The sequence below is a fragment of the Streptomyces sp. NPDC002958 genome, from assembly GCF_055563255.1.
In genome coordinates, this window is the sequence record NZ_JBVHDS010000003.1 from 189,277 (window position 1) to 214,075 (window position 24,799).

Sequence of the window (24,799 nt, forward strand, 5' to 3'; positions counted from 1 at the left end):
CGTGCTCAGCCAGTACAGCTCCGCCCTGGTCAGCAGGCCCCTCGCTGCCGACCACGGGCGGGCCGTCGCGCTCTCGTGGCTGCACTGGACATTCAGCTCTGAGAACGGTTCGAATCCGGACATGCGGGCCTGCCGGTCGGGTCCTGGGAACGATCGTGCCCGCGACGTGCGGGCCGCGCACCCGCTCCGAATCGATCGGCGCGGGGCTAGGCTCGGAATGCTGGAATGTGTGTGGGCGGCGAGCAGGAGAGCACGGAATGATGACGGTGCTGGGGCGCAGGAGCAGTACGTTCACCCGACTGCTGCGGCACGGCTTCACCGACCCCTCTGCCGCCGAGCAGCTCCTCGATCTGCCCGAGCTGTCGTCCGTACGCTCCGATCCGGTGCTTCTCAAAGCCCTCGGGGCCACCGCCGACCCCGATCTGGCCCTGCGCGGGCTCGTTCGGCTGGTGGAGGCGGAGGAGGCGGACGAGCGGCAGATCCTGCTGGACACGCTCGTCACCGCCAAACCGCTGAGGGACCGGCTGCTCGGGGTGCTCGGGGCGTCCGAGGCGCTCGGCGACCATCTGGCCCGCCACCCCCGCGACTGGCAGGCGCTCGTCACCTACGAGTCCACCGATCTGCACCCCGGGGTGGCCGAATTCGAGCAGGGGCTCGCCGGGGCCGACGACCCCGACTCGCTGCGCGTCTCCTACCGACGGTGCCTGCTGGCCATAGCGGCCCGCGATGTGTGCGGTACGACGGATGTCGCCGAGGCCGCCGCCGAACTGGCCGATCTGGCCACGGCGACCCTGCGGGCGGCGCTCGCCATCGCCCGTACGGCCGCACCCGCCGACGCCGCCCAGTGCCGGCTCGCCGTCATCGCGATGGGCAAGTGCGGTGGGCACGAGCTGAACTACGTCTCCGACGTCGACGTCATCTTCGTCGCGGAACCGGTCGACGGCTACGAGGAGAGCGGTGCCGTGCAGGCCGCCACCCGACTGGCCGCGCACATGATGCGGATCTGCTCCGACACGACCGTCGAGGGCACCATCTGGCCCGTCGACGCCAACCTCCGCCCCGAAGGCCGCAACGGACCCCTCGTACGGACGCTGTCCTCGCACCTCGCGTACTACCAGCGCTGGGCCAAGACCTGGGAGTTCCAGGCGCTCCTCAAGGCCCGGCCGGTGGCAGGCGACCCCGAACTGGGCGAGGAGTACGTCGAGGCGGTATCCCCACTCGTATGGCAGGCCTCGGAACGCGAGAACTTCGTCGCAGACGTACAGAAGATGCGCCGCCGCGTCGTCGACAACATCCCCGCCGACCGCGTCGACCGCGAGATCAAGCTCGGTCCCGGTGGGCTGCGGGACGTCGAATTCGCCGTACAGCTGCTCCAACTGGTGCACGGCCGCAGCGACGCCACCCTGCGCAGCGGCTCCACCCTGGAGGCCCTGCGGGCACTCGCCGCGGGCGGCTACGTGGGGCGGGTGGACTCCGCGCAGCTCGACGACGCGTACCGCTTCCTGCGCGCCATGGAGCACCGCATCCAGCTCTACCGGCTGCGCCGCACCCATCTGGTCCCGGAGGACGAGCCGGATCTGCGGCGGCTCGGGCGCTCCCTCGGGATGCGTACGGACCCGATCACCGAGCTCAACCAGGCGTGGAAGCGGCACGCCTCCGTCGTGCGGCGGCTGCACGAGAAGCTGTTCTACCGGCCGCTGCTCGACGCCGTCGCCCAGCTCGCGCCCGGCGAGTCCCGGCTCAGCGCGAAGGCGGCCGAGCACCGGCTCGAAGCCCTCGGATACGCCGACCCGGCCGCCGCGCTCCGGCACCTGGAGGCGCTGTCCTCTGGGGTGTCCCGCAAGGCCGCCATCCAGCGCACCCTGTTGCCGGTGCTGCTCGGCTGGTTCGCGGACTCCGCCGACCCGGACGCCGGGCTGCTCGGCTTCCGCAAGGTGTCCGACGCACTCGGCAAGACCCCCTGGTACCTGCGGCTGCTGCGCGACGAGGGCGCGGCCGCGGAGAATCTCGCCCGGGTCCTCTCGGCGGGCCGGCTCGCCCCCGACCTGCTGCTCCGTGCTCCCGAGGCGGTGGCGATCCTCGGCGATCCGCAAGGGCTGAAGCCGCGCAGCCGGGAGCACCTGGAACAGGAGGTGCTGGCCGCGGTGGGGCGTGCGGAAGGCGCCGAATCCGCCGTCGCCGTGGTTCGCGCGGTGCGCCGGCGCGAGCTGTTCCGGACCACGGCCGCGGACCTCATCAGCTCGTACGGTACGGAGGAGAGCCCCGCCGAGGAGGACCCCGGGAACCTCGTCGACCGGGTCGGCAACGCGATCACCGATCTGAACGCCGTCACGATCGCGGGTGCTCTGCGCGCCGCCGTACGCGAGCAGTGGGGGGACACCCTCCCCACTCGGTTCGCGGTCATCGGCGTGGGCCGTTTCGGCGGACACGAGCTCGGATACGGCTCCGACGCCGATGTGCTGTTCGTCCACTCACCGCGCGAGGGCGTCGACGAGCACGAGGCGGGGCGGGCAGCGAACGCGGTGGTCTCCGAGATGCGCAGACTGTTGCAACTGCCCACCGCCGACCCGCCGTTGATCATCGACGCGGATCTGCGGCCGGAGGGCAAGAGCGGGCCGCTGGTTCGTACGCTCAATTCGTACGCGGCCTACTACCGGCGCTGGTCGCTGGTCTGGGAGAGCCAGGCACTGCTGCGTGCCGAGCCGGTGGCCGGTGATGAGGAACTCGGCCGTGACTTCATCGAGTTGATCGATCCACTGCGCTACCCGATGGAGGGCCTCGGGGAGGACGCGGTCCGCGAGATCCGCCGCCTGAAGGCCCGGATGGAGTCCGAACGGCTGCCGCGCGGCGCGGACCCGACGCTCCACGCCAAGCTGGGGCGCGGCGGGCTGAGCGATGTCGAGTGGACGGTCCAGCTGATGCAGATGCAGCACGGCTGGGCGGAACCGGGGCTGCGGACGACGCGCACGCGTGAGGCGCTCGCCGCGGCGTGTGCGGCGGAGCTGATTTCGAGCGAGGACGCGCAGACGCTGGACGAGGCGTGGGTGCTGGCGACCCGGGTCCGTAACGCGGTGATGCTGGTACGGGGGCGGCCGAGCGACACGTTTCCGTCGGGGCCGCGTGAACTCACTGCGGTGGGACGGTACCTGGGGTACGAGCCGGGGCACGTCGGGGACATGTTGGACGACTACCGGCGGATTACCCGGCGGGCGCGGGCGGTGGTGGAGGAGCGGTTCTACGGGGCGTGAAAAGCCCGCTGAGGCGTGGGCCTTTCTCGGGGCTCCGGCCCCGGGGCCCCGGTCCTCAAACGCCGGACCGGCTTGAGCTGCGTGCCGGCGCGTCCGCCGCCGGGCGCTGCGTCCGGATCGGCGCGCCCATGGACGGGCAGGTCGGCCGGGGCCTCCCCCGCGGCAGCGGCACCCGCTTCGGGAGGTGGTGCGGCAGTGAGCCGTACCAGGCGTACGAGACCGCATAACCGAAGGCCAGACACATCATGCCGCCCAGTGCGTCCAGCCAGAAGTGGTTGGCGGTCGACACGATCACGAGCAGCGTGACCGCCGGGTAGAGCAGGCCCAGGACGCGGGCCCAGGGGGCGGAGGCCAGCGCGAAGAAGGTCAGTCCGCACCAGAGCGACCAGCCGATGTGCATCGAGGGCATCGCCGCGTACTGGTTCGACATGTTCTTGAAGTTGCCCGAAGCCATCGAACCCCAGGTCTGATGGACCATGACGGTGTCGATGAAGTGGCCGCCGTACATCAGGCGTGGCGGTGCCAGCGGAAACAGGTAGTAACCGAGCAACGCCACTGCTGTGGTGGCGAACAGGGACAGACGGGTTGCCGCATAACGGCCGGGGTGACGGTGGAACAGCCACACCAGCACACAGACGGTGACGACGAAGTGCAGCGTCGCGTAGTAGTAGTTCATCGACACGATCAGCCATGTCACGGAATTCACCGCATGGTTGACCGTCCGTTCCACGGCGATGCCCAGATGTGTCTCGACCGACCAGATCCAGTCGGCATTGCGCAGGGCCTCGGCCTTCTGCTCGGGGACGGCGTTGCGTACCAGCGAGTACATCCAGTAACTGGCTGCAATCAGCAGGATTTCGAACCAGATGCGTGGCCGGCGAGGGGACCGCAGCGAACGCAGTCTCACCGGGCCGCCGTTGCGCCGCCCTGGGTTGCGCTTCGCGTTCGCCGCGAGGGCCGCCTCGTCCACGATGGGTGACGGGGTGGCCTCCGACCGGCCTTCGTGTGACGTCACGCTCAATTCACCCATAGGCACAGAGTCTGCCAGAAATGTTCCCCTCGCCCGATCACCTCCGGCCGGGTTCGGGCTGCACATCTGCCTGCTGGGAGCGCCTGCTGGGACTGCCCGCTGGGACCGGGACCACCCGCTGGGACCGGGACCACCCGCTGGGACTGCGTGCTAGGAGCGGGCGTGCGATCCTGGAACGGTTCCGGTTCCGGTTCCGGTTCCGGGTCCGGTTTCGGAACCGGAGGCCGGGGCGGGCCCGGGACCTGCGGCCGTTGAACCGCGAACGACCAGCTCGGGCATGAAGACGAACTCGCTGTGCGGAGCGGGTGTGCCGCCGATCTCCTCGAGGAGGGTACGCACGGCGGCCTGGCCCATCGCCGTGACCGGCTGACGGATCGTGGTCAGCGGCGGATCGGTGAACGCTATGAGCGGCGAATCGTCGTAACCGACCACCGACAGATCGCGCGGCACCTCCATCGACAGTCGGCGGGCGGCCCTGATCGCGCCGAGCGCCATCATGTCGCTCGCGCACACCACCGCCGTACAGCCCCGTTCCATCAGCGCCGATGCGGCGGCCTGCCCGCCCTCCAGGGTGAACAGCGAATGCTGGATCAGCTCCTCCACCTCGTCCGGGGCGAGGTTCAACTGCTCCTGCACAGTGGAGCGGAAGCCCTCGATCTTGCGCAGGACCGGAACGAACCGCTTGGGCCCGACCGCCAGGCCGATCCGCTGATGCCCCAGCGACACGAGGTGCGTCACGGCGAGCCGCATCGCGGCCCGGTCGTCCGGCGAGATGAACGGCGCCTGCACCTTGGGCGAGAAGCCGTTGACCAGGACGAACGGAACGCCTTGGGCGCGCAGTTGCTCATATCGCTGCATATCGGCCGAAGTGTCGGCGTGCAGTCCGGAGACGAAGATGATGCCCGAGACGCCGCGGTCGACCAGCATCTCGGTCAACTCGTCCTCGGTGGAGCCGCCAGGGGTCTGGGTCGCCAGTACCGGGGTGTAGCCCTGCCGGGTCAGAGCCTGGCCGATGACTTGGGCCAGCGCCGGAAAGATGGGGTTCTCCAGCTCGGGCGTGATCAGCCCGACCAGTCCCGCGCTGCGCCTGCGAAGCCGTACGGGCCGTTCGTAGCCGAGAACGTCGAGTGCGGCGAGAACGGATTCACGGGTGGCCGCTGCAACGCCGGGCTTGCCGTTCAGGACACGGCTGACCGTCGCTTCGCTGACCCCCGCCTGAGTTGCGATATCGGCAAGCCGTGCGGTCATGAAAGTGGACTGTACCGGGCGTATGTCGGATTGCCACCATCCGCGGGAATCGGACGACCGGCCCTGTGCGGTGGTCCTGGGCGGCGTCGCAGCAACGTCTTGCAAGGTCTTGCGGGCCCGCTTTGCGAACCGCAGTCAGATTGTCGCACCGCGAAATCGAGGGCTGTCGCCTGCCACTGTCAGGGATCGATGGCTTACGTCAAGAGGCTTGACGGCAACCGTGAGGACACGCGAATGTAACGATCGCCGAAGCTTGCAGAAATCTTCCGCAAGCTCTTTCGGCGTTCTTTCATCCTTGTTACGTTCACGTCGACCCGGCGCCGCGACGGAGCGGTACGGCAGTTGAAGGAGTTCAGATGCGACGTGGCATAACGGCCACCGCCCTGGCCGCGGCCCTGGCGCTTGCGGCGACCGCCTGCGGCAGCGACAGCGAGTCCGACGGCACGAGCAAGAGCTCGGGCGAGCTCTCCGGCACGGTGACGTGGTGGGACACCTCCACCGCGGGCAGCGAGGACAAGGTCTTCAAGAAGATCGCTGAGGACTTCACCAAGCAGCACCCGAAGGTGCGCATCAAGTACGTCAACGTGCCCTTCGGTGAGGCGCAGAACAAGTTCAAGAACGCGGCCCAGTCCGGCTCCGACGCCCCCGACGTCATCCGCTCCGAGGTCGCCTGGACCCCCGAGTTCGCGGACCTCGGCTACCTCGCCCCGCTCGACGACACCTCCGCGCTGAAGAGGCCGGAAGACTTCCTGAAGCAGGCCGCCGCGTCCACCGAGTACAAAGGCAAGACGTACGCGGTGCCGCAGGTCATCGACTCCATGGGCATCTTCTACAACAAGAAGATCTTCAAGGAGGCCGGTGTCGAGGTCCCCACGACCATCGACGAGCTGAAGGCCGTCTCCAAGAAGATCAAGGACAAGACCGGCAAGACCGGCATGTACCTGCGCGGCGACGACGCGTACTGGTTCCTCTCCTTCCTCTATGGCGAGGGCGGCGACATGGTCGACGCCTCCACCAAATCCGTCACCATCGACAACCCCGACGGCGTCAAGGCGATGAAGGTCGTCAAGGACCTCGTCGACTCCGGAGCAGCCAAGACCGACGCCACGGACGGCTGGGAGAACATGCAGGCGTCCTTCAAGGACGGCAAGGTCGCCATGATGATCAACGGCCCGTGGGCCGTCGCCGACACCTACGCCGGCAAGGAGTTCAAGGACAAGGCCAACCTGGGCATCGCCCCGGTCCCGGCCGGCTCCGCCGCGCAGGGTGCCCCGCAGGGCGGTCACAACCTGGCCGTCTACGCGGGCTCGAAGAACCTCGACGCCTCCTACGCGTTCGTCGACTACATGACGTCCGCGGACACCCAGGCCAAGGTCACCAAGGAACTGAGCCTCCTGCCGACCCGTACCTCCGCCTACGCCAAGCAGGACGTCGTCGACAACGAGATCGTCGGCTTCTTCAAGCCCGTCGTCGAGACCGCCGTCGAGCGCCCCTGGATCCCGGAGACCGGCAGCCTCTTCGCGCCGCTCGTCACCGAGTACACCAAGGTCCTCACTGACCAGACCACGCCGGAGAAGGCCGTCAAGACGACCGGCGACTCCTACCGCAAGCTTCTCAAGGGCTGGAAGTAACAGGAAGGCAGGCCGGCTGATGGCTGTCCACACCAGCCAGTCGGTGGCGAAGGCCGCGGGCGACGACGTCGCCCGCGGCCGGAGCCGCGGCACTGGCAACCCCCCGCCGCCGCCGGGCAGGCTCCAACGGGCTCTGTCGACCCACTGGTACGCCTGGACCATGGTCGCCCCGGTCGTCGTCGTGATCGGCGTGATCATCGGCTACCCGCTGGTCCGCGGCATCTACCTGTCGTTGACCGATGCCAATGAGCGCAACGTCGAGCGGTCCATCGGTGTCAACCACATGCCCGCCACGTACGAGTTCGTGGGCCTGGACAACTACGCCGACGCCCTCACGGGCCATCAGTTCCTCGGCACGCTCGGGTGGACCCTGGTGTGGACGGTCTCCTGTGTGGCCATCACCTTCTGTCTCGGCATGGCCCTCGCCAACATCCTCAACCGCCGTATCGCCGGACGCTCCGCCTACCGGATGGCGCTCATCCTGCCCTGGGCCATTCCCGGCTTCGTCTCCGTCTTCGCCTGGCGCTTTCTCTACAACGAGGACCGCGGGCTGCTCAACAAGATCCTTTCCGGCGGCGGAATCGACGGCATACCGTGGCTGAACGACCCCACCTGGGCGAAGTTCTCCGTCATCGCCGTCAACGTCTGGCTCGGTGTGCCGTTCATGATGGTCGCCCTGCTCGGCGGACTGCAGTCGATCCCCAGCGAGCACTACGAGGCCGCTGAGATGGACGGCGCCACCGCCTGGCAGCGGTTCCGCCACATCACGCTGCCCGGACTGCGGCCGGTCTCCACCACGGTGATCCTGCTCTCCACCATCTGGACCTTCAACATGTTCCCGGTGATCTTCCTGCTGACTCGCGGCGGACCCGGTGAAGCCACCCAGATCCTGGTCACCCAGGCGTACAAGTTCTCCTTCGAGATCAGCCCGCGCGACTTCGCACAGTCCTCCACCTGGGGCGTGCTGATCCTCGTACTCCTGCTGATCTTCGCCGCCGTGTACCGGCGAGTCCTGCGCACCCAGGGAGACGACTGGTGACCACCGCCCCCGCAACCACCGCCCCGGCGATCTCCGCACGGCACTCTGCGCGCAAGGTCCGGCTGCGCGGCGAGCGTTCGCCGATCGCCTCCGTCGGGCTGCACCTCACGCTCATCGTCGCGTCCGTGATCGCTGTCTTCCCCGTGCTGTGGGTCCTGCTCACCTCGCTGAAGCCCGCCGCGTACGCGACCACCACGGACTTCTTCAAAGAGACGACATTCGAGAACTACACGAACCTGATCCGGGACACGAAGTTCCTCACCTGGTTCGGCAACTCCCTGCTCGTCGCGGGGCTCACCACGCTCCTCGGCGTCATCATCTCCGCCTCCACCGGCTACGCCGTCAGCCGCTTCCGCTTCCCCGGCAAGCGCGGGCTGATGTGGACGCTGCTGATCACCCAGATGTTCCCGGTCGCCGTCCTCATCGTGCCGATCTACAACATCATGGCCGGCATGGGGCTGCTGAATCAGCCCGCCGGCCTCGTCATCACCTACCTCACCATCTCGGTGCCGTTCTGCGCCTGGATGATGAAGGGCTTCTTCGACACCATCCCGCGCGAGATCGACGAGTCCGGGCAGGTCGACGGCCTCACCCCGTTCGGCACGTTCTGGCGGCTCGTCCTGCCGCTCGCCAAGCCCGGCCTCGCCGTCACAGCGTTCTACTCCTTCATCACCGCGTGGGGCGAAGTGGCGTACGCCTCGGCCTTCATGGTCGGCGAGGACAACCTCACCCTCGCGGGCGGACTGCAGCTCTTCGTCAACCAGTACGGAGCCCAGTGGGGGCCGATGACCGCCGCGTCCGTGCTCATCGCGATACCCGCGGCCCTGGTCTTCCTCTTCGCTCAGCGCCACCTGGTCACCGGCATGTCCGCCGGAGCCGTCAAGGGCTGACGCGGCATGCCCCGTCTCGACCCGCACGCACCAAGTCACGGCGACGCCGGAATCCCGACGCGGTCCCGGCGACGCTCCCCACCCAGACACCCCAGGGATGACATGACCCAGCACCTCGTTGCCGCCTCCACCGGCACGTCCGGCGACGCTCCGGCCCACCAGACCGGCTGGTGGCAGGACGCGGTGATCTACCAGGTCTATCCACGGAGTTTCGCCGACGGCAACGGCGACGGCATGGGAGACCTCGCAGGCGTACGCGGCAGACTCCCGTATCTCAAGGACCTCGGTGTGGACGCGGTCTGGCTCAGCCCGTTCTACGCTTCCCCGCAGGCCGACGCGGGCTACGACGTCGCCGACTACCGCGCCATCGACCCGATGTTCGGCACCTTGCTGGACGCCGACGCGCTGATCCGGGACGCCCACGACCTGGGCCTGCGGATCATCGTGGACCTGGTGCCCAACCACTCCTCCGACCAGCACGAGTGGTTCAAGCGCGCCCGCGCCGAGGGCCCCGGCTCCGCACTGCGCGAGCGCTACCACTTCCGCCCCGGCAAGGGCGCGGACGGCGAACTCCCGCCCAACGACTGGGAGTCCATCTTCGGCGGCCCGGCCTGGACCCGGACCACCGACCCGGACGGCACCCCCGGCGACTGGTACCTCCACCTCTTCGCGCCCGAGCAGCCCGACTTCAATTGGGAACACCCGGCCGTCGCCGACGAGTTCCGCTCGATCCTGCGCTTCTGGCTCGACATGGGCGTCGACGGCTTCCGGGTCGACGTCGCCCACGGCCTCGTCAAGGCCGAGGGCCTGCCCGACCTCGGCGCGCACGACCAGCTCAAGCTGCTCGGCAACGACGTCATGCCGTTCTTCGACCAGGACGGGGTCCACGAGATCTACCGCTCCTGGCGCACCATCCTCGACGAGTACCCCGGCGACCGCATCGCCGTCGCCGAGGCCTGGACCCCGACCGTCGAGCGCACCGCCAACTACGTGCGCCCCGACGAGATGCACCAGGCGTTCAACTTCCAGTACCTGTCCACCGCCTGGGACGCCGCCGAACTGCGCAAGGTCATCGACACCTCGCTCGACGCGATGCGTCCGGTCGGCGCCCCCACCACCTGGGTGCTCTCCAACCACGACGTGACCCGGCACACCACCCGGTTCGCCAACCCGGCCGGCCTCGGCACCCAGATCCGCACGGCCGGCGACCGCGAGCTGGGCCTGCGCCGGGCCCGCGCCGCCACCCTGCTGATGCTGGCGCTGCCCGGCTCCGCATACATCTACCAGGGGGAGGAGCTCGGCCTGCCCGACGTCACCGACCTGCCCGACGAGGCCCGCCAGGACCCGTCGTTCTTCCGGGCGGACGGCCAGGACGGCTTCCGCGACGGCTGCCGGGTGCCGATTCCGTGGACCCGTGACGGCAGCTCGTACGGCTTCGGCAGCGGCGGCAGCTGGCTGCCCCAGCCCGACAGCTGGGGCGGGCTGAGCGTCGAAGCGCAGACCGGCGACGCGGGCTCCACGCTCGAGCTGTACCGGGCCGCGATCGCCGCCCGCCGGGTGCACCCGGGGCTCGGCGCCGGCACCGCGGTGGAGTGGCTCCAGGCCCCCGAGGGACTGCTGATCCTCGCCCGCCCCGGCTTCGTATGCACCGTCAACACGACGGGCCGTCCGGTGCGCATCCCCGTAAGCGGGACCGTCCTGCTGTCCAGCACCCCGGTCGTCACCGACGGCGCCGAGATCGACCTGCCCGCGGACACCACGGTGTGGTGGACGGTGTGACGGTCCCCGTGTCCAGGACCGGCGGTGCGCCGAGACTCTCGGACATCGCCGGCCAGGCAGCGGTCAGCGAGGCGACCGTCAGCCGGGTGCTCAACGGGAAACCGGGCGTCGCGGACACCACGCGTCAGCGGGTGCTCGCGGCGCTGGACATCCTGGGTTACGAACGTCCCGTACGGCTGCGGGAGCGCAGTGCCGGGCTGATCGGACTGGTGACACCCGAGCTCACCAACCCGATCTTCCCGGCCTTCGCGCAGTCCGTCGAACAGGTACTGGCCGGGCACGGCTACACCCCGGTGCTCTGCACCCAGACACCCGGCGGCGCCACCGAGGACGAACTCGTCGAGCAACTGGAGGAGACCGGCGTCAGCGGCATCGTGTTCCTCTCCGGCCTCCATGCCGACACCACAGCCGACCCCGCGCGCTACGACCGCCTCGCTGCGCGCGGGGTCCCTTTCGTCCTCGTCAACGGCTACAACGAGCGCATCGATGCGCCCTTCGTCTCGCCCGACGACCAGATGGCGATGCGCATCGCCGTACGCCATCTCGCCGACCTCGGCCATGAGCGCATCGGCCTCGCGGTCGGCCCGCTGCGCTACGTCCCCTCGCGCCGCAAGACGGAGGGGTTCCTCGACGCAGCCGGCCCGGACGCCGACCGTCTCGTGCGCCACACCATCTTCAGCGTCGAGGGCGGCCACGCGGCCGCCGCTGAGCTGCTGGACGCCAGTTGCACCGGCATCGTCTGCGGCAGCGACATGATGGCCCTCGGCGTGGTCCGCGCGGCACGCGAGCGCGGTCTCGACGTGCCGCGGGACGTGTCGGTGGTCGGCTTCGACGACTCGCCGCTGATCGCGTTCACCGACCCGCCGCTGACCACGGTCCGCCAGCCGGTCCAGGCGATGGCGACGGCGGCGGTGGGCGCGCTGCTGGAGGAGATCGGCGGCACCCCGGTGCAGCGAACGGAGTACGTGTTCCAGCCGGAGCTGGTGGTACGGGGGTCGACGGCCCGGCGTCACGAGGGGGCCGGCGGTCCCCCGGGTACGGGGCGGGCGCGGCCGGGGGCGTGAGGGCTGGTTATCCGTGACCGGCCCGGCCGGCCGGGCGCGTGAGGCGACCGGACTCGGGAGAAACGTAACAGTGCTGCAATGCGTTGCGTACGTCCTTGCAGGAAGAAAGCTGCAGCATTTCGCCGATGTGAGCGGGCGGTGCCCGAAGGGTTGACCGGAACCTGACGGACTCGTACGGTCTCCCCGCGGCAAGTTTTGCATTCTTGCAGCAAGAACCTTCAGGAGCCTTGAGGGCAGGGCGCGTTGCCACGTGAGGCTGCACCGTCACCCGGCGCACCGCCGCGCCTACGTGGGTGTCCCGCCCCGCGGTGTGCGGCGACCGGAGGGCGGGGGCGTACCAGGGCGTTCCCCGCAGGGCGACGTAGTAGGAGGACGTCTTGCCCGCGGTGTCGGACGAGTCCGCGTTGTCCGAGGAGACGTCCTGGTGGGCCCCCGAGTCCGCGCCGCCACCCGACAAGTCCGCCCGCCCCGAGAACCCCACCCCGCACACAAGGAGACCCCGCCCGTGTCCCGTTCCCCTCTCCGACGGGGAGCCGTAGCCGCACTCTGCGCCGCGCTCCTCCCCGTCGTACCGGCGGCATCCGCGTCCGCCGCGCCGAGACCCCCGGGCCCGCCCTCGGACGCCCGGCTGGCCGCCGAGCCGGCCCGTCACGATCTGACGCGTGAGCAGTTCTACTTCGTCATGCCCGACAGGTTCGCCGACGGCGACACCTCCAACAATCGTGGCAGACTGACCGGTTCGCGCCTGGAGACCGGATACGACCCCACGGACAAGGGCTTCTACCAGGGCGGCGACCTCAAGGGCCTGACCGAACGGCTCGACTACATCAAGGGCCTCGGCACCACCGCCATCTGGCTCGCCCCGATCTTCAAGAACCGCCCCGTCCAGGGCACCGGCAAGGACGCATCGGCCGGCTACCACGGCTACTGGATCAACGACTTCACCCAGGTCGACCCGCACTTCGGCACCAACGCCGACCTGTCGAAACTGATCGACAAGGCCCATGGCAAGGGCATGAAGGTCTTCTTCGACGTCATCACCAACCACACCGCGGACACTGTCGACTACGCCGAGAAAACCTACGGCTACCGGCCCAAGGGTGCCTACCCGTACCTGGACAAGGACGGCCGCCCGTTCGACGACAGCAAAAGCCTGGCGAAGGCCGACGCGGACTCCTTCCCGTACACACCCGAGAACACCGGGGACAAGGTCCCGTCCTGGCTCAACGACCCGACGATGTACCACAACCGCGGCGACTCGACCTACGCAGGCGAGTCCACCACGTACGGCGACTTCTCCGGGCTCGACGATCTGTGGACCGAGCGGCCCGAGGTCGTCTCCGGCATGGAGAAGATCTACGAGAAGTGGGTCCGGGACTTCGATATCGACGGCTTCCGGATCGACACCGTCAAACACGTCGACCTGGACTTCTGGACCCAGTGGGCGACGGCGCTGGACGCCTACGCCGCCCAGCACGGGCGCGAGGACTTCTTCATGTTCGGCGAGGTCTACTCCGCCGACACCGCCATCACCTCGCCCTACGTCACCCGGGGGCGGCTCGACTCGACGCTCGACTTCCCGTTCCAGGAAGCGGCACGCCAGTACGCCTCGCAGGGCGCCCCGGCCTCGAAACCCGCCGCCGTCTTCGGTGACGACTACCGGTACACCACCGACAAGGCCAACGCCTACGAGCAGGTCACCTTCCTCGGCAACCACGACATGGGACGCATCGGCTCGTTCCTGAAGCAGGACAACCCGAAGGCCGATGACGCCGAACTCGTCAAGCGTGCACAGCTCGCCAACGAGCTGATGTTCCTCAGCCGCGGCAACCCCGTCGTCTACTACGGCGACGAGCAGGGATTCACCGGCGCGGGCGGCGACAAGGACGCCCGCCAGACCATGTTCGCCTCGAAGACCGCCGACTACCTCGACGACGACCAGGTGGGCACCGACCGTACGCATGCCTCGGATGCCTACGACACCGGCCACCCGCTGTACCGGAACATCGCCGCGCTCGCCAAGCTGACCAAGCAGAACCCGGCGCTGCGTGACGGCGTCCAGGCGGAGCGGTACGCGGATGGATCCGTCTACGCCTTCTCGCGGACGGAACCCAAGCGGTCGAACGAGTACGTCGTCGCCACCAACAACGGCACCACGTCGAGGACGGTCGAGCTGCCCACGGCATCGTCCGGCATGAACTTCCATACGCTGTACGGCGGTTCCGGTACGGTCCGCAGCGGCGCCGACAAGAAGATCACCGTCACCGTGCCCGCCCTCTCCAGCATCGTGCTGCGCGCCGAGAAGGCGCTGGGCGACCCGGCCGCCAAGCCCTCGATCACCCTCAAGGCCCCGGCAGCCGGAGCCACCGGTACCGTCGAGATCTCCGCGGACGTCGACGGCGGACAGCTGAACCGGGTCGTCTTCGCCGCCCAGACCGGCAACGGCAAGTGGGTCACCCTCGGCTCCGCCGACCACGCCCCGTACAAGGTCACCCAGACCGTGGGCGACACGGTGACCGCCGGAACGCCCCTGCGGTACAAGGCGGTTGTCGTCGACCGCACCGGCCGCACCGCGAGTGCCACCGCCTCGTCCACCGTGGGCCGGGCACCCGCCGCCGAGAATCCCGTCGCGGTCGAGCGCGACCACGCCGTCGTCCACTACAAGCGCGCCGACGGCGACTACGACGGCTGGAAGCTCAGGTCCGGCGACACGACGGCCGACTTCATCGGACGCGACGCCTACGGCGCCTTCGCCTGGATCAAGCTCGACGAAGGCGCGTCCACCGTTGCGTACAGCGTGGAGAAGTCCGGCACCGCCGACGGGCCCCAGCGCACCGTAGACCTCGCGAAGACCGGACAGGTCTGGATCGAGCAGGGCGAAGACGGCCAAGCCGACGAGGCCCCCGCCGGCGCCTACCCGCCGCAGGACACCACAAAGGCCGTACTGCACTACTACCGGGCCGACGGCGACTACGACGGCTGGGGGCTGCACACCTGGACCGGTGCCAAGGACCCCACCGACTGGGCCAAGCCGCTCCAGCCGGTGAAGAAGGACGCCTCCGGAGCCACCTTCGAGGTGCCGCTCACCGACGGCGCGACCTCGCTCAGCTACATCCTGCACAAGGGCGACGAGAAGGACCTCCCCAGCGACCAGTCGCTCGACATCGCCACCTACGGGCACGAGGTCTGGATGCTCGGCGGCACGCCCGGCTATCTGCTGCCGCAGACCGGCGGCGTACCCACGCCCGACCTCACCAAGGCCGAGGCGCAGTGGATCGACGCCGACACCGTCGTATGGAAGGTGGAGGCCACCGAAGCCACCAGCCAGCAGCTCGTCTACGCACCCGGCGGCATCTCCGTCGTCGACGGGGCACTCTCCGACGAGGGGCGGTGGCTGCGGCTCACGCCGACCGCGCTGACCGACGCGCAGAAGACGAAGTACCCGCACCTCAAGGACCATCCGGCGTTCACCGTCGACGTCCGCGACCGGGACAGGGTGCGTGAGGCGCTGCGCGGTCAGCTGATCGCCACCCAGCGCGCCGCCAACGGTGCGCTGCTCGCGGCCACCGGCGTACAGAGCGCGGGTGTGCTCGACGACCTCTACGGGAAGAACGCGGCCACCGCCTCACTCGGCCCGGTCTTCGACCACGGCCGCCCCACGCTGTCCGTCTGGGCGCCCACCGCGCAGACAGTCGCCCTGGAACTCGATGGCAAGAGCGTCCCGATGCGGCGCGACGACCGCACCGGCGTCTGGTCCGTCACGGGCACCGCGAAGTGGACCGGCAAGCCGTACCGCTTCGTGGTGAAGGTGTGGGCGCCCACCGTCCAGAAGATCGTCACCAACAAGGTCACGGACCCGTACTCCACCGCCCTGACCACCGACTCCGCTCGCAGCCTCGTCGTCGACCTCGACGCCCCGGGCCTCGCGCCGAAGGGCTGGACCGGGCTGAAGAAGCCCGCCGCCGTCCCGATGCGTGACGCCCGGATCCAGGAGTTGCACGTCCGCGACTTCTCGATCGCGGACCGCACGTCCCAGCACCCGGGCGAGTATCTCGCCTTCACCGACACCCGCTCGGACGGGATGAAGCACCTCAAGGAGCTGGCCGACTCCGGCACGAGCTACGTCCATCTGCTGCCCGCCTTCGATATCGGCACCATCCCCGAGAAGAAGTCCGGCCAGCAGAAGCCGGCCTGCGATCTGTCCGTGTACGCCCCCGACTCCGAGGAGCAGCAGGCCTGCGTGGCGAAGGCCGCGGCGCAGGACGGGTTCAATTGGGGCTACGACCCGCTGCACTACACCGTCCCGGAGGGTTCATACGCCTCCGACCCGAACGGCACGCGGCGGACCGTCGAGTTCCGTCAGATGGTGCAGGGGCTGAACGGCGCGGGTCTGCGGACCGTCATGGACGTCGTCTACAACCACACCGTGGCCTCCGGCCAGGACGACAAGTCCGTGCTCGACCGGATCGTGCCCGGCTACTATCAGCGGCTGCTGGAGGACGGCATGGTCGCCACCTCCACCTGCTGCGCCAACACCGCACCCGAGAACACCATGATGGGCAAGCTCGTCGTGGACTCGGTCGTCACCTGGGCCAAGGAGTACAAGGTCGACGGCTTCCGCTTCGACCTGATGGGCCACCATCCCAAGGCCAACATCCTTGCCGTCCGCAAGGCGCTCGACGCGCTGACCGTGGCCAAGGACGGCGTCGACGGGAAGAAGATCATCCTGTACGGGGAGGGATGGAACTTCGGTGAGATCGCCGACGACGCCCGCTTCGTCCAGGCCACCCAGAAGAACATGGCCGGTACCGGCATCGCCACCTTCTCCGACCGGTCCCGCGACGCCGTCCGCGGCGGCGGCCCCTTCGACGAGGATCCGGGTGTGCAGGGCTTCGCCACCGGCCTCTACACCGACCCCAACGCCTCGGCCGCCAATGGCACGAAGGCCGAGCAGAAGGCCCGGCTGCTCCACTACCAGGATCTGATCAAGGTCGGCCTCACCGGCAACCTCGCCGACTACACCTTCACCGACTCGTCCGGCAACACGGTCAAGGGCTCCGGCGTCGACTACAACGGCGCCCCCGCCGGATACGCCGCGGCTCCCGGCGACGCCCTCGCCTACGCGGACGCCCATGACAACGAGTCGTTGTACGACGCACTCGCGTTCAAGCTCCCGGCGGGCACATCGGCGAGCGACCGGGCCCGCATGCAGGTCCTGGCGATGGCGACGGCCACCCTCTCCCAGGGGCCCTCGCTCTCCCAGGCGGGCACCGACCTGCTGCGCTCCAAGTCCCTGGACCGCAACTCGTACGACAGCGGCGACTGGTTCAACGCCCTGCACTGGGACTGCCGCGACGGCAACGGCTTCGGCCGCGGACTGCCCCCGGCCGCCGACAACGAGTCCAAGTGGTCCTACGCCAGGCCGCTGCTGACCGTGGCCGCGCTCAGCCCCGGCTGCGCACAGATCAACGGCGCGTCCGCCGCGTACCAGGACCTGCTCACCATCCGCTCCACGGAGAAGGACTTCGACCTCTCCACCACCGGGCAGGTCCAGTCCGCCCTGTCCTTCCCGCTCTCCGGGAAGGACGAGACACCGGGTGTGATCACCATGCGGCTCGGAAAGCTGGTGGTCGTCCTCAACGCGACCCCCGGCACCGAGATCCAGAGGGTCACCGGGCTGGCGGGGAAGCAGTACGCCCTGCATCCCGTCCAGGCTGCGGGCGCGGATCCTACCGTCAAGAAGGCGACGTACGAGAGGAGTTCGGGAAGCTTCACCGTCCCGGGGCGCACGGCAGCGGTGTTTTCCCTGAGCTGAGCCGTACAGGACTACGCTGACAGGCAGCAGTCGCCGGGGAGTCCCGCAGCACCGTACTCCCGGGCACGCCCTCCCACCCCCGGCCGGTCCCGGCCCCTTTCCGGTACGCCAGGCGTCCTCCCATACCTGTGCCGTACGGGAATCAGGGGCCGGGACCGGCCGTTCCACCTGTTTCAGCGACGGTGACCATGGCGAGCAACATCCCCGAGGAGACAACGAGCTTTGTCGGACGGAAAGCGGAACTTGCCAGGCTCGAACACACCCTCGCCACGCACCGGCTGACCACACTCACCGGCACCGGCGGTGTCGGCAAGACCAGGCTCGCCGTCCGCGCGGCCCGGCAGGCGACGGCCGGACAGCGCGACGGCGTCCGGTGGGCGGATCTGTCACCGCTCCACGACGACGGACTGCTCATCGCGACCGTCTCCGACGCGGTCGGGCTCTCCGATCACACCCTGCGCATGCCCATCGACGCGCTGTGCGAATGGCTCGTCGACAAGGAACTGCTGCTGGTTCTCGACTCGTGCGAGCATCTGCGCTCCGCGTGCGCGCATCTGCTCGGCGAAATCCTCACCACATCACGCGGCCTCACCGTGCTCGCCACCAGCCGGCAGCCCTTGGGCATCAAGGGCGAGCAGTTCGTCGAGGTGGAACCGCTGACCGTCGAGGGCGCGGGCGACGCACTGACCCTGTTCCGGGACCGGGCGGCCGCGGCAGCCCCGGGGCTCGCCCTCGACACGCCGGGCAACGCCGAGGCCGCCGCCGAGATCTGCCGCCGCCTCGAAGGCATTCCGCTCGCCATCGAACTGGCTGCGGGAGCCCTCGGCCGGGACACCGTCGAGCAGATCGCCGTACGGATCGGCTCCCGCTTCGACGTACCGACCGACGATTCGCTCTGGCCACCGCGCCACCGCACCCTGCGCACCGCGATCGGCTGGAGCCATGAGCTGTGCACCCCGCTGGAACGGCTGCTCTGGGCGCGGCTGACCGTTCTGCGCGGCGACTTCGACGAGGCCACGGCCCGCGAGGTCTGCGCCCAAGGGCCGCTCACCGAGGACGGTGTGACCGAGGCACTGAACGGCCTGGTCGCCAAGTCCGTCATCAGACGGGACGGCGTACGGCACCGCATGCTCGACACCATCCGCGAGTACGGACGGATGTGGCTCGCCGAACTCGGCGAGGAGCGGGCCGCCGCCGACCGGCACGCCGCCTGCTTCCTCAGCCTGGCCCGCCACGCCCACGCGGGCTGGACCGGCGACGACCAGATCATCTGGTACCGCCGCATCGCCGAGTCGCACGCCGACCTGTGCGCAGCCCTCGACCACCTGCTGGCCCATGACACCGGCGCCGCCCAGGAGATGGCGGGACGGATCGGATTCTTCTGGTGCTGCTGCGGCCATCTGCCGCAGACCCGCGAATACGCCCAGCGCGCCCTGGACACCGGACCGACCGAGGGTCCCCACCGCACCCGGGCCCTGTGGGTGCTGGGCATCACCGTCATGCTCCAGGGCGACTATGCGGCCGCCCGCCGCCTGGGCAGAGAGTGCACCAGGGCGGCGGCCCGCGACGGGGCCGACGAGGGCATCCTCGCCGCCGCCTATCTGTGCGGCCTCACCCATGTGATGACCGGCCGCCCCCAGGCGAGCCTGCGCCAGGTCGACCGGGTACTGCGCTCCACCGGCGCCGCCACCCCGCTCGAATCGGTCTACCGGCTGCGCTGCCACCTCATCACCGTCTTCGCCCTGACCAGCCTGGGGCGGCTGGACGAGGCGGCGGAGGCGGCCATGGTCCTGCGCGAGGCCTGCGAAGCCCAGGACGAGTGCTGGACCCGTAGTTACGTCGACTACCAACTTGCCCTGATCGCCCTGCTGCAGGGCGATGCCGACGCCTCCGCCGCCCACGCCCGCTCGATGCTCGCGGGCAAACACCGCCTCCGTGACCGCTTCGGCATCGCGCTCGGCCTGGACATCCTGGCCGCGGCGATCGCCGCCCAGGGCGCGGGCGCCCGCGCCGCCCGGGTGTACGGCACGGGGCAGATCTACTGGCGCATGGTCGGCCACCCGCAACGCGGCACCCCGGAACTGGGCCCCCTGCGCGAGGCCTGCGAACGCCAGGCCCGCGCGGCCGTCGGCGACGCCGCCTACCAGCGCGCCTTCGAGAGGGGCCGGGCGGACAACGCGGAGGCCGGCCTGGCTGCCGCGCTCCAGGGCGAACTGCTCACGTAGGGCCTGAGGGCACCCGGAGCATCCGGATCAAGAAACGAATCCTCTTGTGCGGCCCTGCCGATCTGCGTAAATGTGAGGTCCGACAACCGTCCGTACCCGCAGTAACCGCTGTACCCGCACCCAGGAGCGCTTGATGCCGCAGATCACCGTCGACTACTCCGCCGAGCTCGACGACAGCTTCGACCGCCGCGGTTTCGCACTCGCCCTGCACCCGCTGGTCGCCAAGACGGTCACCACGAAGATCGCCGCCTGCAAGACCCGCTTCCGCCGCGTCGAGGAATTCGTGGCGGGCGACGCGGCCACCGGCGACGCGGTCCTGCACATTTCAATCGCCCTGCTGCCCGGCCGTACCGAGGAGATCAAGGCGCAACTGACCGATTCCGTACTGGAGCTGCTGACCGCACACCTCAAGCCCGTCGACGGCGTCACCGTCCACGCGTCGGCGGAGACCCGCCATCTGGACCCGTCCTACCACAAGCGCTGAGCCGTACCGCCGTTACGGAAGCCGCTGCACGGGAACAGCCGGCGCGGCGGGCGCCAGAGCGGAGAGCCGGTTCAACAGCTCCCCGAACGGTCCGTCCGCCGGCTCCTGCGCGAAGACCCGTAACACGATGCCGGCCGTCTCCGTGTTGTACGCGGCACTCACCGCGGCCAGCGCCGCGAAGTCGTGCACCAGCTGCATCTCCAGTTCCCTGCGCGGAATTCGCCGCCCGTCCAGCCAGATCGGCGCCGTCGAATCGGCCAGCGAAACCCACGACTGGACGACCAACTCCATTCGTGCCGGGAGTTCTTCGAGCACGGAAGGTTCCGTGGAAATCCTCAACTCCTCTGCTTCGAGGGAGAAGCATGACGTCCCGTACGACCCCGGCGTGCAGTCCGTTCAGTCGGTCGCGGAACCCGTTGGAAGCTCCATCCGTAAACCGGATGGAATGGCCAAGGCTCAGGCGAAGGCTGCCATTTGGGGATCCAGTGGCGCCCCGGTCATCCGGTTGCCCAGCGTCGACATCGTGTACGCGCCGATGCCTAGGACCACTTCCAGCGCGTTGCGGGCGGTGTACCCGTGCGCTCGGCGAGGACCGGTGGGTGGATGCCCCGGACCAGATCGCGCAGCTCCGTGAGGGCTTCGGCCGATGACTCGCGGGCCATGGCGAGGAGTTTCTTCGCCTGCGCCGGATCCTTCTCGATGAGCGCCTCCACGGTGCCCAGGTTCATGCCCATGGCGACCAGCCTGGTCTGCGCACCGTCGTGCAGGTCGCGTTCGATGCGCCGCAGTTCGGAGGCAGCGGTGTCCACGGCCTCGTGCCGGTCTCGGTCAGGCGGTCGATGCGCCGGGCCAGCTCCTGCTCATGGGTGGGGGCCAGCACCGAGTGGGCGATCACGAAGTGCAGCCGCAGCAGCCGTTCACTGACCAGCACGCCCGTCGCGAAGAACACCACGCCGAGCGCGGCGGCCGCAAGCCCCGTTGCCTGGCTGTCGACCGGAACGAACGCGTACCAGTATCGGTCGTCGGTGAACACCCGCCACAGGCCCGACCGGCCAGGCTGGCGATCGACAGCACGACTCCCCGCTTGGCGGCCAGCAGCGCCCCCCGTACCCGGGTCCGTATCGCGTTCATCTCGGTCCGTCTCCCCTCTCCGGGCCCCGTGTCGGGCCCGTCCGCAGACAGTCTCACCCGGCGGGCTCCCCGGGCGTCAGCCGTTTCGCCACCCGGGCGGGGTGTACCCAGCACCACCCTGCCGACCTCGCTCTACGGCTCCGCGGGAGGGGACTTCGGCGGCTGGGGCGGGTGGCGTGCCCTTCCTAGATTCATCGACGACGCATTCGACGTCGACTTCCTCGCACTTCCTCGTAGGTCTTCCACTTCCATCTGATTCCGTCTGAATTCTGGGGGCGAACACGCCATGAGGCGCAACCTCGCGGCACGCATCGGTGTGTGGAGCGCACACCACCGCAAGACCGCCATTCTCGGCTGGCTGCTCTTCGCCGTGCTCGCCACAGGCATCGGCGGCGCATCCGGTCTGGTCGAGATGTCCGACTCGGAGAACGCCGCGGGTGATTCGGCGCGGGCCGCGAGCGCGACGAGCGGGCGGCGGGACGCGATGCCGAGACGGCGCTGCGGATCGCGGCGGCGACCAGCGGCCGGGCCGTGCTCGCCTCCGGGCTCACGGTCATGGTCGCGATGGCCGGCATGTTCCTGTCCGGACTGATGCTGTTCAAGGGCTTCGCCCTCGCCACGATTATCGTGGTCTTCATCGCGATGCTGGGCTCGGTGACGGTGCTGCCCGCGCTGCTGTCCTGGCTGGGCGACCGGATCGACGCGGGACGTGTGCCGTTCCTCAACCGGCGGTCGAGCCGACGTGACAACCGGCGCGCACGCATCAGTGGCGGGCTCGCCAGCACGGTGCTGAAGCCCGTCCTGTCCAGGCCGAAGATCTCCGCGGTCGCCTCGGCCGTCGTGCTGCTCGCCCTGGCCGCGCCCGCCCTCGGCATGAAGACCGAACAGCTGGGCCTGGAGAAGCAGTTCGGCTCCGACTCGCAGCTGTCGGTCGCCTACCGGCAGATCAGTGAGAGCTTCCCCGGCGGCCCCGCACCGGCGCGGGTGGTGGTCAAGGCCGACGACATCGAGGCGCCCGCACTGCGCAAGGCGTTCGACGGCTTCGACAAGGTGACCGTCCACAAGGCGCAGAACGTCGCGGAGATCGAGGTGCCGCTCCCCGACGGCAAGGCCGGCCTTGCCGAGCTGCGCGAGGAACGGTTGCCCGCCGCGTTCGACGGGACCGGGGCCCAGGCGTACGTGACCGGGGAGATCGCCGGGTCCGTCGACTTCAACGACCAGCTGAAGCGCGGCATCGGCCCCGTCTTCGCGTTCATCACGGCGATGACCTTCCTGCTGATGCTGTTCTGCTTCCGCTCGTACGTCATCGTCCTGGTCGTCCTGTTCGGACTCTCCATGGACTACCACGTGTTCGTGGTCTCCCGGATCCGTGAGGCCCACGACCGCGGTCTGCACACCCGGGCCGCGATCGATGAGGGCATCCGGCGGACGGCGGGGGCGGTGACCGGCGCGGCCGTGATCATGGTCGCGGTGTTCGCGGTCTTCGGGACGCTGTCGATGCAGGACATGCAGCAGATGGGTGTCGGCCTCGCTGTCGCGGTGCTGCTGGATGCCACGATCGTACGGATGATTCTGCTGCCCTCCGTGATGGCGCTGCTGGGGGAGCGGAACTGGCGGACTCCGCGCGGACTGACCCGACTGCCGGTCCTGGAGCACGGCTAGCCGGAGACGGGCGAGGTTCCGGTGGGATCGGGGGCGCGGGGCTGACAGGCCGCCCGGCATGGGAGAGCGGCCCTGGTCCGGTACGTACCGGACCAGGGCCGCTCTCAGGTTCGAGCTGCTCGCTCAGGAAGGTGAGGTCGAGCGTCTTCCCGTCCACCGCGGCGGTGCGCTCGGTCGATGCGTACCGGACCCGCGGTGGCCGGGTGCTCCACCGGCGTCGGCACCACGTACTGGGCGGCGGCAGCCGCAGTGATGGCCGGCTGCTGATCGGCCGGTACGGGCACCAGGTAGCCGATCACCGGCGGCCGGCCCGGCAGCGCCGGAACGGTGTGCTGGGGTGCGGGCAACCAGGTGGCACCCGGCGGCAGGAACTCGGCCACATCGGCCAGCTGGACGACCTCATCGGGGTCGACGGCGCGCAGCCGGTGGCGGTTGGGGGAGAGGGAGCGGGCGGAGGTGGTGGCCGCAGCGGTAGCCGAAGGCGCCGAGTTGGCAGCGGCTGCGGCGGAGAAGGTACGAGTGTTCGCCATGAGGGTCAGCTCTTTCGCGCGAAGGAGTCGTCGATGGACGGACTTGCTTGCGTGCGCGCGGACCGAAGGCCGGGTGAGCGGCTTTAGGTGTTCTGTCCACGGAGGTTGGTGACAGTGATCACGGTCGGATGTTCTTGAACGAGTGAGGGCCTTCCGGGTTCGGTGTGGACAGCGGTGGCTGGGCGTTGGCCAGGTGCGCGAGCGGGGCAGGCAGTTTGATGCTGACCTCGCCGTCCGGGGTGAAGCGGATCGTCTCGTTCCCGAACCGTTTCCCGGACTCGCCGTCGGCGGCGATGAACCAGCGTTCCGCCTCCCGGCGTTCCCGCCATTGCCCTTCGGTGAGCTGGGCCTGGGTGAGGTGGTGGCGGGTGTTGAGGAGACGTCTGCCGCCCCGTACCACCCGCACCCGTCCGGCCTGCCGGTCGGCGACAACGGCCGCATGCCGTGCCTCCAGTGCGGCGAGGCGGCGGGACTTGTGGAACCACTCGCCCCTGGAGCGGTAGCCGCCCGCAGCCCGCTTCGTCCCGGGTTCCCCGATCGGGAGGGACAGGCGGTGCCGCAGCGTCCTGATCCCGGATTCCAGCGTCTGGATGTGCGCGGCCTGACAACGGCGCGCCAGCGCCCACTGATCGTGCGTGGCCTTGGTGATCGCACCCGCGATCCGCGACGACGACAGCGGCGTCAGGCCCCGCTTGCGCGACGCCCAGGTGTCCGCGCTGTGCTCCAGACCATCCGCACAACGGGCCCTGAGGTCACGGGACGCCAGCGCGCCCTGATGCTCCCCGACCGCACGCAGAACCTTCTCGTCCTGCGGGGTGAGGTGCTTCAGACGGCCCCGGACCGCCACCCCGCAAGGCCCCGGCACCACAAAGGGCGCGGCCACCTCCCGCACACCACCCACCACAACACCCCCCACCATGCCGAGCACCTGCCACCCAGCCCAACGAGCAACAGCCGCCAAGGTCGCCCATTCGGCCCCAGAACTACCGTTCCCACCCCGCGAACCCGCCGACAGGACTCACT

The 24,799-nt window shown here is 69.4% G+C and carries 11 protein-coding genes and 6 pseudogenes; 10 read left to right on the forward strand and 7 right to left on the reverse strand.

What is annotated here, in order from left to right; translation table 11 throughout:
• Window positions 1-257 precede the first annotated feature (257 nt).
• The gene (locus ACZ3IC_RS07230) at window positions 258-3,248 is read left to right on the forward strand and encodes a bifunctional [glutamine synthetase] adenylyltransferase/[glutamine synthetase]-adenylyl-L-tyrosine phosphorylase (RefSeq protein ID WP_467413470.1); all 2,991 of its coding nucleotides are present in this window, start codon (window positions 258-260) and stop codon (window positions 3,246-3,248) included.
• A 55-nt stretch (window positions 3,249-3,303) separates the two neighbouring features.
• Here ACZ3IC_RS07230 and ACZ3IC_RS07235 read toward each other — a convergent pair whose 3' ends face one another.
• Window positions 3,304-4,278: a phosphatase PAP2 family protein gene (locus ACZ3IC_RS07235; RefSeq protein WP_467413472.1), complete on the reverse strand. Its 975-nt coding sequence runs from the start codon at window positions 4,276-4,278 to the stop codon at window positions 3,304-3,306.
• 150 nt (window positions 4,279-4,428) lie between these two features.
• Window positions 4,429-5,526, reverse strand: coding sequence for a LacI family DNA-binding transcriptional regulator (locus tag ACZ3IC_RS07240; RefSeq protein WP_467413474.1), 1,098 nt, complete (start codon window positions 5,524-5,526; stop codon window positions 4,429-4,431).
• Window positions 5,527-5,882: 356 nt separating this feature from the next.
• On the opposite strand from ACZ3IC_RS07240, the gene ACZ3IC_RS07245 reads away from it, so the two are divergent.
• The 8 genes from ACZ3IC_RS07245 (at window position 5,883) to ACZ3IC_RS07280 (ending at window position 20,453) form a co-directional block, all read left to right on the forward strand.
• Complete coding sequence (locus ACZ3IC_RS07245) at window positions 5,883-7,157, forward strand: extracellular solute-binding protein (protein ID WP_467413475.1); 1,275 nt, start codon at window positions 5,883-5,885, stop codon at window positions 7,155-7,157.
• Between the two features lie 19 nt (window positions 7,158-7,176).
• Complete coding sequence (locus ACZ3IC_RS07250; protein ID WP_467413478.1) at window positions 7,177-8,196, forward strand: carbohydrate ABC transporter permease; 1,020 nt, start codon at window positions 7,177-7,179, stop codon at window positions 8,194-8,196.
• On the forward strand, window positions 8,193-9,086 hold the full coding sequence (locus ACZ3IC_RS07255) for a sugar ABC transporter permease (protein WP_467413479.1): 894 nt from the start codon (window positions 8,193-8,195) through the stop codon (window positions 9,084-9,086). Before ACZ3IC_RS07250 ends, ACZ3IC_RS07255 begins: the two co-directional genes overlap by 4 nt.
• Window positions 9,087-9,188: 102 nt before the next feature.
• A complete protein-coding gene (locus ACZ3IC_RS07260; protein WP_467413481.1) occupies window positions 9,189-10,865 on the forward strand; it encodes a glycoside hydrolase family 13 protein in 1,677 nt (558 codons plus the stop codon).
• Entirely contained in the window at window positions 10,850-11,929 is a 1,080-nt protein-coding gene (locus ACZ3IC_RS07265; protein WP_467413484.1) for a LacI family DNA-binding transcriptional regulator, read from the forward strand. Before ACZ3IC_RS07260 ends, ACZ3IC_RS07265 begins: the two co-directional genes overlap by 16 nt.
• Before the next feature lie 505 nt (window positions 11,930-12,434).
• Window positions 12,435-17,744, forward strand: a complete 5,310-nt coding sequence (gene pulA / locus ACZ3IC_RS07270; RefSeq protein WP_467413485.1) for a pullulanase-type alpha-1,6-glucosidase — start codon at window positions 12,435-12,437, stop codon at window positions 17,742-17,744.
• Between the two features lie 188 nt (window positions 17,745-17,932).
• A complete protein-coding gene (locus tag ACZ3IC_RS07275) occupies window positions 17,933-19,969 on the forward strand; it encodes an ATP-binding protein (protein WP_467413487.1) in 2,037 nt (678 codons plus the stop codon).
• Window positions 19,970-20,102: 133 nt separating this feature from the next.
• Window positions 20,103-20,453, forward strand: coding sequence for a 5-carboxymethyl-2-hydroxymuconate Delta-isomerase (locus ACZ3IC_RS07280; protein ID WP_467413489.1), 351 nt, complete (start codon window positions 20,103-20,105; stop codon window positions 20,451-20,453).
• A 12-nt stretch (window positions 20,454-20,465) separates the two neighbouring features.
• On the opposite strand, the pseudogene ACZ3IC_RS07285 reads toward ACZ3IC_RS07280, so the two are convergent.
• The 3 pseudogenes from ACZ3IC_RS07285 to ACZ3IC_RS07295 all read right to left on the reverse strand — a co-directional run.
• A pseudogene (locus tag ACZ3IC_RS07285) lies at window positions 20,466-20,753 on the reverse strand (TetR family transcriptional regulator); the annotation flags it as partial.
• A 156-nt stretch (window positions 20,754-20,909) separates the two neighbouring features.
• Window positions 20,910-21,035, reverse strand: a pseudogene (locus tag ACZ3IC_RS07290) (carboxymuconolactone decarboxylase family protein); the annotation flags it as partial.
• A pseudogene (locus tag ACZ3IC_RS07295) lies at window positions 21,032-21,501 on the reverse strand (sensor histidine kinase); the annotation flags it as partial. The pseudogenes ACZ3IC_RS07290 and ACZ3IC_RS07295, both read right to left, overlap by 4 nt.
• A 536-nt stretch (window positions 21,502-22,037) precedes the next feature.
• Here ACZ3IC_RS07295 and ACZ3IC_RS07300 point away from each other — a divergent pair.
• A pseudogene (locus tag ACZ3IC_RS07300) lies at window positions 22,038-23,246 on the forward strand (MMPL family transporter); the annotation flags it as partial.
• A 112-nt stretch (window positions 23,247-23,358) separates the two neighbouring features.
• Here the strand turns inward: ACZ3IC_RS07300 and ACZ3IC_RS07305 are convergent.
• Window positions 23,359-23,776 (reverse strand): annotated as a pseudogene (locus ACZ3IC_RS07305) (winged helix-turn-helix domain-containing protein); the annotation flags it as partial.
• Window positions 23,777-23,957: 181 nt separating this feature from the next.
• A pseudogene (locus tag ACZ3IC_RS07310) lies at window positions 23,958-24,695 on the reverse strand (IS200/IS605 family accessory protein TnpB-related protein); the annotation flags it as partial.
• Window positions 24,696-24,799: the final 104 nt, after the last annotated feature.

Excerpts from the sequence above, each read along its gene's own strand:
- ACZ3IC_RS07250 (WP_467413478.1), top strand. The coding sequence starts at position 7,177 with ATGGCTGTCCACACCAGCCAGTCGGTGGCGAAGGCCGCGGGCGACGAC.
- ACZ3IC_RS07260 (WP_467413481.1), top strand. The coding sequence starts at position 9,189 with ATGACCCAGCACCTCGTTGCCGCCTCCACCGGCACGTCCGGCGACGCT.
- ACZ3IC_RS07235 (WP_467413472.1), bottom strand. The coding sequence starts at position 4,278 with ATGGGTGAATTGAGCGTGACGTCACACGAAGGCCGGTCGGAGGCCACC.
- ACZ3IC_RS07275 (WP_467413487.1), top strand. The coding sequence starts at position 17,933 with ATGGCGAGCAACATCCCCGAGGAGACAACGAGCTTTGTCGGACGGAAA.
- ACZ3IC_RS07240 (WP_467413474.1), bottom strand. The coding sequence starts at position 5,526 with ATGACCGCACGGCTTGCCGATATCGCAACTCAGGCGGGGGTCAGCGAA.
- ACZ3IC_RS07230 (WP_467413470.1), top strand. The coding sequence starts at position 258 with ATGATGACGGTGCTGGGGCGCAGGAGCAGTACGTTCACCCGACTGCTG.
- ACZ3IC_RS07280 (WP_467413489.1), top strand. The coding sequence starts at position 20,103 with ATGCCGCAGATCACCGTCGACTACTCCGCCGAGCTCGACGACAGCTTC.
- ACZ3IC_RS07245 (WP_467413475.1), top strand. The coding sequence starts at position 5,883 with ATGCGACGTGGCATAACGGCCACCGCCCTGGCCGCGGCCCTGGCGCTT.